Origin of the sequence: Mesorhizobium loti CJ3sym (assembly GCF_000472785.1) — a bacterium.
Taxonomy (GTDB): Bacteria; Pseudomonadota; Alphaproteobacteria; order Rhizobiales; family Rhizobiaceae; genus Mesorhizobium; species Mesorhizobium loti_E.
The window spans coordinates 1-12,343 of the sequence record NZ_AXAL01000019.1 but is presented as its reverse complement, the minus strand read 5'-3'; the positions used below and the strand labels follow the sequence as shown (position 1 = coordinate 12,343).

Annotated in this window: 13 protein-coding genes and 2 pseudogenes; 5 read left to right on the top strand and 10 right to left on the bottom strand. The window is 58.8% G+C overall.

Annotated elements, in window-relative coordinates; all coding sequences use genetic code 11:
- Positions 1-14: 14 nt before the first annotated feature.
- The 6 genes from A3A9_RS39315 to A3A9_RS0124135 form a co-directional block, all read right to left on the bottom strand.
- The gene (locus A3A9_RS39315) at positions 15-1,238 is read right to left on the bottom strand and encodes an MFS transporter (RefSeq protein ID WP_051371102.1); all 1,224 of its coding nucleotides are present in this window, start codon (positions 1,236-1,238) and stop codon (positions 15-17) included.
- A gap of 6 nt (positions 1,239-1,244) precedes the next feature.
- A complete protein-coding gene (locus A3A9_RS0124155) occupies positions 1,245-2,582 on the bottom strand; it encodes a M20/M25/M40 family metallo-hydrolase (protein ID WP_027061081.1) in 1,338 nt (445 codons plus the stop codon).
- 59 nt (positions 2,583-2,641) lie between these two features.
- On the bottom strand, positions 2,642-3,433 hold the full coding sequence (locus A3A9_RS0124150) for an amino acid ABC transporter ATP-binding protein (protein WP_051371120.1): 792 nt from the start codon (positions 3,431-3,433) through the stop codon (positions 2,642-2,644).
- Between the two features lie 5 nt (positions 3,434-3,438).
- A complete protein-coding gene (locus tag A3A9_RS39310; RefSeq protein ID WP_082222201.1) occupies positions 3,439-4,389 on the bottom strand; it encodes an amino acid ABC transporter permease in 951 nt (316 codons plus the stop codon).
- Positions 4,386-5,288, bottom strand: coding sequence for an ABC transporter substrate-binding protein (locus A3A9_RS0124140; protein WP_027061079.1), 903 nt, complete (start codon positions 5,286-5,288; stop codon positions 4,386-4,388). The genes A3A9_RS39310 and A3A9_RS0124140 overlap by 4 nt, the downstream gene beginning before the upstream one ends.
- Positions 5,289-5,524: 236 nt before the next feature.
- On the bottom strand, positions 5,525-6,400 hold the full coding sequence (locus A3A9_RS0124135; RefSeq protein ID WP_027061078.1) for a LysR substrate-binding domain-containing protein: 876 nt from the start codon (positions 6,398-6,400) through the stop codon (positions 5,525-5,527).
- Positions 6,401-6,890: 490 nt separating this feature from the next.
- Here A3A9_RS0124135 and A3A9_RS41275 point away from each other — a divergent pair, with 490 nt between their 5' ends.
- Together A3A9_RS41275 and A3A9_RS39300 are read left to right on the top strand one after the other, a co-directional pair.
- Positions 6,891-7,682, top strand: coding sequence for a Ku protein (locus A3A9_RS41275; protein ID WP_245279113.1), 792 nt, complete (start codon positions 6,891-6,893; stop codon positions 7,680-7,682).
- Between the two features lie 34 nt (positions 7,683-7,716).
- Complete coding sequence (locus A3A9_RS39300; protein WP_343286140.1) at positions 7,717-8,022, top strand: helix-turn-helix domain-containing protein; 306 nt, start codon at positions 7,717-7,719, stop codon at positions 8,020-8,022.
- Between the two features lie 24 nt (positions 8,023-8,046).
- Here the strand turns inward: A3A9_RS39300 and A3A9_RS0124120 are convergent, their stop codons facing one another.
- Positions 8,047-8,355, bottom strand: coding sequence for a hypothetical protein (locus A3A9_RS0124120; protein WP_027061076.1), 309 nt, complete (start codon positions 8,353-8,355; stop codon positions 8,047-8,049).
- Positions 8,352-8,567, bottom strand: coding sequence for a hypothetical protein (locus A3A9_RS44205; protein ID WP_152536163.1), 216 nt, complete (start codon positions 8,565-8,567; stop codon positions 8,352-8,354). Before A3A9_RS44205 ends, A3A9_RS0124120 begins: the two co-directional genes overlap by 4 nt.
- A gap of 108 nt (positions 8,568-8,675) precedes the next feature.
- Between A3A9_RS44205 and A3A9_RS42865 the strand changes: the two genes are divergently transcribed.
- From A3A9_RS42865 to A3A9_RS0124105, 3 genes and pseudogenes are all read left to right on the top strand, one after another.
- A complete protein-coding gene (locus A3A9_RS42865; protein ID WP_082222211.1) occupies positions 8,676-8,915 on the top strand; it encodes a hypothetical protein in 240 nt (79 codons plus the stop codon).
- Positions 8,916-9,092: 177 nt separating this feature from the next.
- Positions 9,093-9,469, top strand: a pseudogene (locus tag A3A9_RS41270) (GFA family protein); the annotation flags it as partial.
- 258 nt (positions 9,470-9,727) lie between these two features.
- Positions 9,728-10,291: a hypothetical protein gene (locus tag A3A9_RS0124105; RefSeq protein WP_027061075.1), complete on the top strand. Its 564-nt coding sequence runs from the start codon at positions 9,728-9,730 to the stop codon at positions 10,289-10,291.
- 474 nt (positions 10,292-10,765) lie between these two features.
- Here the strand turns inward: A3A9_RS0124105 and A3A9_RS0124095 are convergent, their stop codons facing one another.
- Together A3A9_RS0124095 and A3A9_RS39290 are read right to left on the bottom strand one after the other, a co-directional pair.
- Positions 10,766-11,785, bottom strand: coding sequence for an ATP-dependent DNA ligase (locus A3A9_RS0124095; RefSeq protein WP_027061073.1), 1,020 nt, complete (start codon positions 11,783-11,785; stop codon positions 10,766-10,768).
- Positions 11,782-12,343, bottom strand: a pseudogene (locus A3A9_RS39290) (DNA ligase D); the annotation flags it as partial. The pseudogene A3A9_RS39290 and the gene A3A9_RS0124095, both read right to left, overlap by 4 nt.

Sequence of the window (12,343 nt, the reverse complement as noted above, 5' to 3'; positions counted from 1 at the left end):
CATGGCTTCATGCATCAGCCTGATAGGGCGCGGCGGCCTCTGTCATCGCGCAGGATGTCGGCGCCCGGGACAGCAAGGGCGCCAAGAGAGGAACAGAGGACCAGCAGCCCGCAGCCGACCGTCACGATGTCACGTCCGCAGAGCGCGATGGCGGCGGGAAGGAACGCGAGCGTCAAAGGCGCCACCCCGTAAGAGACCAGGAAATCCAGTGACGACACCCTGCCGATCAGCTCTTTGGGCACCTCGTTCTGGATCGCTGTGGACCATGGAACGTTGAACAGCTCTATTCCGACGCCGCCTATGAAGTATGCGGCGACGATGAGCATCGGCGAGCTGCCAACAAGCGAAAAAGGCACAAGGGAGAACGCAGCGAGCCCTACAAATCCCAGCGATCCGGGCCTGCGCGGCGTCCACCTCGTCAACAGGAAGGCACCGCATATGGCGCCGGCCGAATAAGCGCCGAGAGATAGACCGATAAAAACGTCGGAGCCGAAGACGTTGCGGCTGACGAACGGCAGCGCCAGTTGCTGTATCGAGAAGCCGAAGCCCAGCCAGACCGTCAATGCCATCAGGCCGCCGACGAACCAGCGATGTCGCAGCGCTTCCTTCAAGCCCTCGGCATACTCTGTGACTACGTTCCGGCTTGCACCATTCGCCCGCCCCTTTCCGAAATCGCGGTCGCGCAACCATAAGGCGAGCACAAGGCCGGCGGACAGAAGCCACAACAATCCTGACGCTGTAAGCGTCGCCACGCTGCCGCACTGTGAATAGACCCAGACCACCGCGACCGGTCCGGCGGTCAGGGCAAGCCGCATACTGAGCGTATTGACGGCATTCGCCCTCTGTCTGTCACCTGGACCGACGATTTCCACGATCAGGGCCTGATAAGCACTGCGGAAGGTTCCCTCCCCAGCCCCGATCAGGGCCAAGCAAATAGCAACCAGTTCGAAAGGCCCAGCGATTGCGGAAGCCGCTGCCAGTGCGGCAACGCCCCGAACGCCGCACGATGCCGCTAGTACCACCCACCGTGGGAAGCGGTCCGTCGCCATTCCGCCAAAGACGGCTCCAACAAGGAAACCGGCGGTGCGTGCGGCCAGTACGATCCCCAGTTGCGCGACACCGCCATGATCGACGATTTGTAGCGTAATGGCAGTGGGAATTGCGGCAGAAGCGATGACCGAAGTGGTGTAGCAGAACCACACCGCTGCAAACGTGCGGTTGCGCAACAACTCAAGCATGTTCAGTCAGCACCGGCGCAGCAATCTTCGAAATACCCTCACGCCGAACTTCAGCGCGTCCACCGGAATTCGCTCGTCTGGTGCATGGAAGAGGCCCCAGACGTCGAAACCGTCCGGTACTTTCAGGGGCACGAATCCGTAGCCCTTGATGCCGATCTTTGCCAGGAGCTTGTTGTCGGTACCGCCGGGGAGAAGATACGGAAGAATGCCCGCTTCCGGGTCTTCCGCCAGGATGGCGGCTACCATCTCGTCAACCAAGGGGGACTTCACTGGCGATTCGATAGTCCATCCAAACGTCCAATCGACGTCGATCCCCGGTCCGAGGATGGCAAGCACCTCTTCGACGAAGGCATTCTGGGTGCCAGGCAGGATGCGGCAGTCGATCTGGGCCTCGGCGGTCGAAGGAATGACATTGCGCTTGACGCCCGCCGTCAGCATCGTCGGATTGGCCGTGTTGCGCAAAGAGGCTCGGATTGTTTTGGAGATAAAGCCGAGTTCGTCGAGCTGCGCGTCCAGTGTGTCGTCGTGGAAGGTGACGCCCAGCAGTTCCGAAAGCCCATCGAGCAACGCCTGGAGATGCGGGGTCTTTTGCAGGGCGAAGCGATGCTGGCCGAGCCTGTAAACAGCGCCCGCAAGGCGGGTCACCGGATTGTCGTCGTTGATCAGTGCGCCATGGCCGCCGGTGCCGCGAGCGGTGAGCTTGGCTCGGACGCCCCCTTTTTCAGCCGTTGCCAGCAGGTAGGCCCGCTTGCCGTTCGGCAAGGTGATGGAGAAGCCGCCGACCTCGCTGAGCGCATTGGTGACACCGGCAAACATATCCCGATGATTTTTTGTCATCCATTCAGAGCCATACACGGAGCCGTTCTCTTCATCGGCGAACCACGCGAAGACAATGTCGCGCTTCGGTTGGAAGTGATCGCGCGCCATGCCCCGCGCGATAGCCAACATCATTCCGGCCATGTTCTTCATGTCGACGGCGCCTCGGCCGTAGAGCATGCCGTCGTGAATCTCGCCCGCGAAAGGAGGGACGGACCACTCGTCCTCCTTGGCCGGTACGACATCCAGATGGGCGTGCAGCAACAAGGCTTCGAGTGCCGACTCGCTTCCCTTCAGACGGCAAACAACATTCGCGCGACCAGGTGCTGATTCCAGGTAAGTGGCCTCGAGACCAACTTCGGCCAGCCTTTCGCAGACATAACGCGCAGCCCGCGCTTCACCGTCGCCGATGGTCTCCGGATTGCCGGTGTTCACAGACGGGATGCGGATAAGGTCAGCGACAAGCCCGGCCACTTCGTTCTCGTCTTCCAAAGCGATGCTCTCGCCGGAGAAAATCTCATGCGCCATTACGATCTCCGTTGTAGAATGAAGGCCCGTCGAGCGGGCGCACTGGTACGCGTGATGCGTCAGAGGACCTTGGCCAGAAAGGATTGCGTCCTTGCGTTCTTTGGCGCCGCGATCACCTCTGCCGGAGGACCTTCTTCGAGGATCATGCCGCCATCCATAAAAACCAAATGATTGCCGACCTCTCGGGCGAAACCGATCTCATGGGTCACAACCATCATCGTTATTCCTGTCTTGGCGAGCCCGCGAATGACGTCCAGAACTTCGCCAACCAACTCGGGATCGAGAGCCGACGTCGGTTCGTCGAACAGCAGGATATTGGGTTCCATCGCCATCGCGCGTGCGATGGCGACCCGTTGTTGCTGTCCGCCAGACAACTGGGTGGGATAGTAGTTGGCTCGGTCAGCCAGACCGACCCTTTCCAGCAGCTCTGATGCTCTTCTGATAGCTTCGGCCCGCGGGGTTTTCTTGACCTTGAGCGGGCCCTCCATAACGTTTTCCACCGCCGTCTTGTGCGGAAACAAATTGAACCGCTGAAACACCATTCCGGTGCTTCGCCTTTGCACCGCTATCTTGGCCTCGGGCAGACTGTTGAGGCGGCCGTTGGCCTCCCGGTAGCCTATCAGTTCGCCGTTGAGATAAATGCGCCCGGCACTTATGCCCTCAAGCTGGTTGATGCACCTGAGCAGCGTTGATTTGCCCGAGCCGGACGGGCCGATGACGACGCAGACTTCGCCGCGGCGGATCGAAAGATCGATGCCGCGCAGCACGTGCACAGCACCGAAGAACTTGTGGACACCCTTGATCCGCACGCACTCTGGCGCATCGTCTGCTGGATTGAAGATTGCATCCATGCCGGTCACTCCTGATGGATCGCGGCAACATCGACGCCTTTGCCGAAATGTTGCTCGAGGAAGTGTTGGCCAACCATCAGGATGCTGGTGATCGCAAGATACCAAAGGCCTGAAACAATCAGCAGAGGAATGGGCAGGTAAAGCCGGTTGGCGATCGTGTTCGTCGCGAATGTCAGATCGAATGCGAATGGCACGGCGAGCACTAGGGACGTCGTCTTCAGCATGCCAATGGTCTCGTTCCCGGTAGGAGGAATGATCATGCGCATGGCTTGCGGAAGGATGATGCGAAACATCGTCATGGTCTTGCCCATGCCGATCGATTTCGCGGCTTCTTTCTGGCCGCTGTCGACAGATCGAAACCCCGCGCGGAAAATCTCGGCGAGATAGGCGGCCTCGTTGAAGCCAAGGCCCAGAACAGCCGATACGCCGGGTGTAAAAACGTCAATCGTCTCCAGACTGAACAGTTGCGGGCCAAAAGGGACTGTGACTGAGATGCGCGGATACAGCACGCTGAGCAGGCCCCAGAAGACGAGCTGTGTGTAGACGGGAGTGCCGCGAAACAACCAGACCCACAGCCAACTGACGAACCGCAGCACCGGATTTTCGGAGTCGCGCATGAAGGTCAGACTGACCGCCGCCACAATGGCCACCACCATTGCCATGACGGTTATGACCAAAGTCCAGAGAATGCCGCGCAGGACTTGTTGATCGAACAGATAGCTGCGCACGACGTCCCAGTGGAAGTTGGGGTTGGTGGCAAGGCTCCACAGTACCAGCATCGCGGCAATGCAAAGCAAGCCGACGGCAATCCAGCGCCCCGGATGGGGCACTGGCGTGGGGTTGTTGAGAATGATCCTGTTCGGGAATTCTCTCGGGTCAGTCTTTTGCAACGCGCTGCGCCCCTGCTTTACAGGCTGACCGCGGGCGCCTGTGATGTCTGAGCCCGCGAAACTCATTCTTCGGGAACCACTGGATTGACTTCGGCCTTGGCAACCGCGGCGCTGTCGCTGCCCCAGGCAGAAAGCACCCTTGCATAGGTTCCGTCCGCTATCAGCTTGTTCAGCGTGTCGGCGATGAGAGTCGCCCATTCCGTATTGCCCTTGGCGATAGCGATGCCGTTGGGCGAAGGCTCGGAAATACCGCCGAGCGTCTGGAGCTTTCCTTCCGTTTGCTTGACCGCGTAGCCGATATTCGTCGATCCGTTCATCGTTGCGTCCACCGCGCCATTGACCAGTCTGGTGATGATGTCGGTTTGCTTGGACAGCGCAACGAGACTGATTGCGGGTTTGCCTGCGGCAATGCATTTATCGCTCAATCCGATAACCAGCTTTTCCGATGTCGAGGCGACTTGAACGCCGACCTTGGCGCCGCAGGGATTGGCAGGATCAAAGTGGCTAGGATTGCCCGCTTGCACCGCCCATTGTTTGCCAGCATTGAAATAGCTGACGAAATCCACCGCACCGTAGCGCGCCTTAGTGATCGTGAATGCCGAGATTCCGAGGTCGTATTTGGGACCAATCGCCGGCAAAATGCTGTCGAACTGCGCGGTGACGAAGCTGAGCCTGAGCCCAAGTGTACGCGCGATTGCTTCCGCCAAGTCTACGTCGATTCCCATTGGCGTCATGCCGTCTGCGCCACCTAGGAATTCAGCTGGCGGGTATGTCGTGTCCGAACCCACCGTTAGAACACCTCGCGAGGCAATCGCGGCGGGCACCTTTGCGGCCAGGGTTTTGTCAATGGCGATCGTTGCGGAATCAAATTCCGTAGCGCTGGCCACAAGACCTCCGCTCAGACACAAAGCTGCGGAGCCAAAGGCGATGGCAAGACAACGTGTGGAAAGATTGAATGCGAGCATCGGACGGCTCCCCTTGTTGTATGTGATCGATGCATTGTGCCCTTACCGACTGATGTGCCGCGCTGCGCAATGCACAAGTCGGGCGGACGTATTCATGTCCCATGGCACAACGCCGGCTACAATTGACGGGGGCGAATAGCTCCATAAGCAAACCTGATGCGCGCGGGAGCGGTGATCAAGCGCCGATCATGCGCAGGACTACGCCTTCGGAAGATACAGGAGTTCCTACTGTCCGCTTAGCGGGCAGTCATAAGCGCATCGATGAAGGCCCTCACCAGCTCGGATTTCGGTCGTTCCGGGGGCAGAATAAGCAGAGTTTTTGTTCGAAGCACAGGTTCGAAGGGTCGCAAGACGATCCGCGATTTGTCCAATCCCGCTACGGAGTGCGGATTGACGAATCCAAAACCAACCCCTTGCGCGACGAGTGCACAGACAGTCGCGGAGTAGATCGTTTCCACTACCACGTTCGGCTTACTCCCAGCCTCAATGAGTATGCGATCAAGACGCTGCCGGCCACGATCCTCCGGCACATATCCGACCATTGGCAACCCATCGATATCCGCAGGAGTGATTATCTCCAGCGCGGACAGCGCGTGGCCGGCAGGAATGGCGCAAAGCGCCGTACTGGAGATGAAGGTTTGATGCAATACACCTTCAGTATCGATTTCCTCGGCTGCAAGCCCGATGTCAAATTCTCCCGACGCGATAAGGTCGCGCACTTCGCGCGAAGGGAGCACGTGAAGCGTGATGCGTGTTGCCGGATGCTTCTGACGAAAGGCGCCTATAGCCGCAGGAACCAGGGACATGCTGATAGCCGACAACGTGGCTATCCGGATTTCACCCGAGCCGTGGTCGCGTATGCGCGCGGCGGCGGCCCGGATGGTGTCGACGCCTTGGAATACGATCTCGACGTCCCGATAAAGCAACCGTGCCTCGGGCGTCGGAACCAAGCGATTGCGCACTCTGGCGAACAGTGAAAAGCCGACAGACTTCTCGAATTCGGCGATTGATCTGCTGATGGCAGGCTGCGTTATTCCGAGCATGGTGGCCGCGTGCGAAGCGGATCCTCCCTTCATTACGGCAGCAAATGTTTCAATTTGACGAACGTTCAAGTTTCCTCCCGAGCCTCCTTTTTCAGCGAACACTTCCATCAAGTGCGTACGGATTACGACTACACCATAGGCTCTCCCATCAGCATAAAATTCAACTATACCTCAGCCAGCTGAGCAGCGCTCACAACATTCCGAAGGAATTTACGCACGTAGCTGTCCCGATGCCGCGTGCGTTATTACGCTCATTGGATCTGAAGGTCAGCGTTTTGAGCCACAAGCTCAAGTGGTTGATTTGATAGGCAGGCACTTTCATAGCATCCGGCCAGACGTTTAACGCCACTGAATCTAGGCCGGGTATACTGGTTACAGCGCGCCGCGACAGGGTCGATCCCGCCATCTCCCGGTTGGTTTGGCTTTCAAGCTTCTTGCTGAATTCAGTCGACTCTGCCGAACCCGCGGCAGAGGGAACGATTTGAAAGAAAACTCGTTTGCCCTGACCCGAAACAGGATAAACGACATGGTCGCGCCACGTGCTGTCTGAAAGGGCTTTTTGAAGGTTGGATCGGTGACTTGCGGGGTGAAGATTGTCGGCGCCACCAGCGAGGCATCCAAGATCCACTTCAAAATCTTGAACCGCAAGGACGGTCTTCCTGTCAAAAGCGTCTACGCTGACGAAAAGACAGGAAAGACGGTCGACGCAGAAGACCAGGTCAAGGGGTTCGAGGTCGAGAAGGATGAATTCCTTCAGATCGAGCCCGCGGATATCAAGGCGCTTAAGCTCACCTCGGATCACACGCTCGAAGTAGGCGAGTTTGTTGCGATCAGCGAGATCGACACCCGCTATCTCGAGAAGCCCTACTACCTCATTCCCGCCGACGGCGCGGCCGTCGAAGCCTACGGTGTGATCCGCGACGCGATGAAGAACAAGGGCGTCGCAGCACGGTCGTGCATCGTGCTCTATCAGCGCGGCCGGGAAGTTGTGATCCAACCCTATGGCAAGGGCATGGTGATGACCGAGCTGCGAAACCACAACGAGATGGTCGCCGAGGACAGTGTTTTTGAGGGCTTGACCAAGTCGAAGTACGATCCCGAGTTGCTGGAAATCGCCGGCATGCTCATCGACAAGAAGGTGACCACTTTCGATCCCTCGAAATTCGAGGACACCTACGAAGATGCGCTGATTGCCATGATTGACGCGAAGCGCAAGGGCGAGGCGCCACCAAAGGCGGCTCCCAAGCCGAAAGAGAACGTCATCAACCTGGCTGAGGTGCTTAAGAAGAGCCTCAAGCAGGAGGGGCTAGCGACACCCAAAAAGAGCGAGCCGAAGCGCAAGAGCGCGTAGGCCAACGAGCACCGTGTCGATGGAGGAGAAGTTTGTGACCCAATTGACCGTCGAGCAATGCCGGGCGGCGCGGGCTCTGCTGGATTGGTCACAAGCCAGGCTTAGCGCCAAAGCGCAGGTCAGCGAGGGGACGGTTCGGGACTTCGAGAAAGGGAAGCGCATTCCGGCCGCCGGCATGATTGTCGCGATGCGATCGGCGCTCGAACTGGCGGGGGTCGCCTTTCTAAGTGATGGCGAGACGATCCATGGCGGACCCGGCGTGCGACTCAAAAACTCAACGGTCTCGCGCACGCGTATCCACGATGGCGAAGCGGGAATTATTCAGAACAGCGAAATGTAAGCCGCAACGAAGTCGAGCCCGTCATTACCGCTGATCATTGTACGGCTCTTTCGTTTGTCCAACCATCTTCGCCAGTTCCGAAAACGGTGGAACGTCGGCCTCGCCCTGGGCATTGTTCGCGATTTGCAAAAGCCGGATAGGAAAGCAGATGGCGTCGCGATTTGCCGGCGACATTTCTTCATGAGTCCGCTCGTCGCCCGTCACACTGGCCTCGACCTTCCGCAGAGCGATATTGATGTCGTCGATTGAAAGCAGGCCCTTGTGAACAAGCAAATTGTTGATCGAAGCGACCGCCATCATCAATCCTTCGAGCTGAAGATTGGCGACGTTCATGGCCGAGAGCTCTTTACCTGGCCTAGTGGGTTCTGCCCGTCCGACTGATGCGTCTTGTCATCGACTTCGTCCACAGGCCGCGTCAATCCAACGCCGTCCTTGGGCTTCTTGTTGCTCGCCGCATCCTGGGAGAATGCATCGGAAGGGTCAGCGCCAGTCCTGGCCGGATACTTCGTCGCACCTGTTTCGCGATGGTTTTCGTTTCCAGACATTTTCATTGCTCCTGTGTGATCATCGATAACAGGCCTGCACCCTGCGGGTTCCGCGCTGCATGGAACATTCCTGGCGGCCGGTCGTTGGCCAGCAAAGGAGATGACTGGATGGCCAAGATCAATAACCTCAACGCTGCAATTGCCAAGGAACCAGAGGCAGCCGGTGTGGAAATCCAGCGTAAAAACCCTGGCACCAATGACTCAGGCCAGGCGCCAGCCAGCCCCAAGACGGCAGGCGCTCCGCCCAAACGTACGAGCGCTTTGGCGGACCCCTTCACGGCCAGACGAAGCGACGCACATCCGGTGGCCGGCAAGACATCGCGCCCAGTTGACAGACCGGGAGAATAGTCATGCCGCCCAAACCAGAGCCGAACGAAGAACCGCCCGTGAATGCACCAAGCTGGACCCCAGATGTGCGCGAGCCTGACCCTGACCTCTTGCCAGACGAATTGCCCGTCCCCAACCCCGACGAGAACCGTGGCCCTCCAAAGCGAGCTCTGACATGAGCGAAGATTATATTCGCAGGGTGGGTGCCTCTGTGGTGCGGTTCGCTTCTCGGTCAAAGGCGCTCCGCTTCGTATTGGCCTTTGCCATTGTCAGGATTGCCGCCGCTCGAGCGGCAGCGCGTTCAACTTCTTCGGTGTTTGGGCACGGATTATCAGGGCACTGGCGACCTACGGGCGTTCAATGGCCGAAGCTTTTGCCCCGATTGCGGATCGCGCATCGCCTCGTTGCGGGACGACGAGGCGGAGATCATGCTGGGCGCTCTGGACCTCGCCCCGAGCGACATCATTCCAGGCTATGAACTCTGGATCGGCCGGCGCGAGCCTTGGCTGATGGATCTGCAATGGGCAGAGCAATTCCAACATGATCAAGAGACCGAAACCCCCGGCTCGGTCTGAGCCGCCGGACACATCTGCTCTCGCGGTCCGCTCTCTCAATCTTAGCGTTTCCGTCAATGACATTGACGGGTGTTCCGCGATATTTCGCGGCGGATTACACGATTTCTGGGTGGGTGACTGTCGAATGTATTGCCGTTCTGCGGGGTACGGGAACCGCGCCTCTCGACGCTCGTTACTTCCGTGCTGCGCAGACCAACGGCCCGACAAAGCTTGCATGCGCGGCCGTACGCTGTTCCATCGATTTCTCAGGACATCATGATGACCCAGAACGACACCGAACTGACCGCCCGTCTTGCGCGCGAACATGGCATCTCCGAAGGCGCTGTCACCGCTGTTCTAGACGCTTTGCGGCGTGGCGGCGGGACCATGGCCCAGTTCAGCCATGTCGACTTCGGAGGCATGTCGCAATGGTCTTCCGGCATGACGATGGTCGGCGACATGTTCAACGGCAGCCTCAAGGCGAAGCTCAACGCTATCGCGGGCGAGCTGTCCGCCTACCTCCGCGATCATCCAGCCGAGGGGCGCAACGACGATACGAATGTGAGCTATCGCTCGCCTGGTTTGGCAACCGCCGGCTCGTGGTGGCCCGACGAGTTTGGAAGGCCGTCTGCCGCTGGCTCCCAGAACCATATGCGCTACGCGGCGTTTAGCGAGAAGCGTCGCCTGGTAATCGACGATCATGGAAATACGATAATCTACGATACCGGAGATCATCGCATATCTGGTGTTTCACAAAGCCAGAGCACGGACACGACCCTGACCTTCGTCAGCCAGCACGGCGTGGTCCGCGTCTCTGATCTCCAGCGCGTCGATGCTGCTTAGATTAGGCCCGCAATTACGCAAACAGTAACGCTCATTGGCGCACGTGCAGCGCAGTAACCGGAGGACTCCACAATGACGCAATCGACACCGATGCCACCTAACCCAATGGTTGAGCAGCCTGCCAGCGAGGTTTTTCGGACCATCAACGGGGGAGAGCTCCCGCTGTCTAAATCCGGTCAGCAGCAGGCGGTGCAACCTCAGCACTCACCGAAGGCACCAAGCGGTATGAGAACTTTCGGTGACGCCGAACGGTTCACTGCAGCGGAATTTGGCTCGGCGGATTCAGGGATGGATAGTTCCAGGCGAATTGACACGCTGATCGATTAGCGCCGCCGCCGGAGCCAGTGGGTCGTTGCGGGAATCACGCCAGAGGCCCAGCCTCACTACGAAAGGGGCCAAGAAGCGAACACTGGGCAGTCGAGCGCATAGGGCCAAGGTTTAAGCGCAACGCGCGCTACAGACGGCGTGCCGATTTCATGTTTTCAGCATCTGTTCGAAGGTGCATTGCTTGGGATTCTTGTCGGGGCGCCATCGCAGAAATTTGGTACCGTGCCGGAAGCGATCATTCGTGACGTGATCGAAGCGAACTTCGACCACCAATTCGGGGTGAACCGGTTCCCACTCCCCACTCCTCTCGGTGCTCCAGCGGCTTGGGCCGCCCGGAGCCTTGCCGGTAAAACCAGGAGGCGACCGCAAAGCTTCGAGTTGTCGGGTCAGCTGCGGTCGATCCTCCCGCGCGATTGTCGACGTGAACCCCACATGGTCGAGCTTGCCCTGGCTATTGTAGAGACCCAGCAGTAAGGAACCGACCTCACGCGCGTTTGCCAGATAGCGAAAGCCTCCGACCACGCAATCGGCTGTACGCAGCCGTTTGACCTTGACCATGGCGCGTCCGCCGGGCCGATATTCGTCGTCGACAAGCTTGGCGACAACGCCGTCCGTCGAACCGTGACCGGATGCGCCAAGCCACTTCGTTGCTGTCGCCAAATCCCGAGTAGAAGGCGACAGTTCGATATCGGCATGACCAGCCGATTCTACGAACAGTTCCAGAGCTTGGCGCCTTTCGGACAGCGACTGGTCCATCACGTTGAAGTTCGCCCTAGCCAGAATATCAAACAAGATCAATCTGGCGGGGGTTTCGACAGACAGCTTTCGAACCCTGCTTTCCGCTGGATGCAATCGCATCTGCAGCGCATCGAAAGAGAGCGCGCCATTCACCTCGATGACGATCTCACCGTCGACCACGAAATCAGTGGCCCTCAGAACACGCAGCATCGAGACGACTTCCGGAAAGTATCTGCCGAGCGGCTTGCCAGACTTTGCCCTCAGGTCGACCTCATGGCCAGCTTTGAAGGCAAGGCAGCGGAAGCCGTCCCATTTGGGTTCGTACTGCCATTGGCCAGCGCTGTCAGGCAACGTGGCGGCAGCCTTTGCCTCCATCGGTTCCGTGTCCAATGGGACGGCGAAAGACGGTTTTGCATGTTTCGATGTCATGCCGCTAGCTTTGCTGAACCGAGCCGTTTGATCGCGCTCGCGATAGACCTTTCGCCATCGTCGTAGTCGGCCCAGGCAACCGTCTTCTTCAGCAACCCCGGCACGGTGCGGACTGTGTATTTTTTCGGGTCGAGATCCGCCTTCACCTGGCTCCAGGTCAGTGGCATGGAAACAGTTGCACCTTCTCTGGCACGCGGTGACAGGGGTGCAACGGCCGTCGCCATGCGATCGTTGCGGAGGTAGTCGAGAAAGATCCGGGACGTCCGCAACTTCTTGGCCATGTTGACGAGGTAGAGATCCGGACGGTCCGCCGCCATTTGCACGCACACCGCCTTCGCGAAGGCCTTGGCCTCGGGCCAGTTCGTTTTGCTGCGCTGGCCTGCCAGCGGTGTCACAACGTGCAGGCCCTTGCCACCCGTGGTCTTGCAAAAGCTGACCAGTCCCAAATCTTCAAGACGATCACGCATTTCCTTTGCGGCCGCGACCACATCGGCAAAGGCGACTTCCGGACCAGGATCCAGGTCGAACACCAACCTGCCGGGAACCTCGGGGTGACCG

Excerpts from the sequence above, each read along its gene's own strand:
- A3A9_RS39315 (WP_051371102.1), bottom strand. The coding sequence starts at position 1,238 with ATGCTTGAGTTGTTGCGCAACCGCACGTTTGCAGCGGTGTGGTTCTGC.
- A3A9_RS0124120 (WP_027061076.1), bottom strand. The coding sequence starts at position 8,355 with ATGAACGTCGCCAATCTTCAGCTCGAAGGATTGATGATGGCGGTCGCT.
- A3A9_RS39310 (WP_082222201.1), bottom strand. The coding sequence starts at position 4,389 with ATGAGTTTCGCGGGCTCAGACATCACAGGCGCCCGCGGTCAGCCTGTA.
- A3A9_RS0124155 (WP_027061081.1), bottom strand. The coding sequence starts at position 2,582 with ATGGCGCATGAGATTTTCTCCGGCGAGAGCATCGCTTTGGAAGACGAG.
- A3A9_RS0124150 (WP_051371120.1), bottom strand. The coding sequence starts at position 3,433 with ATGGATGCAATCTTCAATCCAGCAGACGATGCGCCAGAGTGCGTGCGG.
- A3A9_RS0124105 (WP_027061075.1), top strand. The coding sequence starts at position 9,728 with ATGACCCAGAACGACACCGAACTGACCGCCCGTCTTGCGCGCGAACAT.
- A3A9_RS44205 (WP_152536163.1), bottom strand. The coding sequence starts at position 8,567 with ATGTCTGGAAACGAAAACCATCGCGAAACAGGTGCGACGAAGTATCCG.
- A3A9_RS0124095 (WP_027061073.1), bottom strand. The coding sequence starts at position 11,785 with ATGACATCGAAACATGCAAAACCGTCTTTCGCCGTCCCATTGGACACG.
- A3A9_RS42865 (WP_082222211.1), top strand. The coding sequence starts at position 8,676 with ATGGCCAAGATCAATAACCTCAACGCTGCAATTGCCAAGGAACCAGAG.
- A3A9_RS0124140 (WP_027061079.1), bottom strand. The coding sequence starts at position 5,288 with ATGCTCGCATTCAATCTTTCCACACGTTGTCTTGCCATCGCCTTTGGC.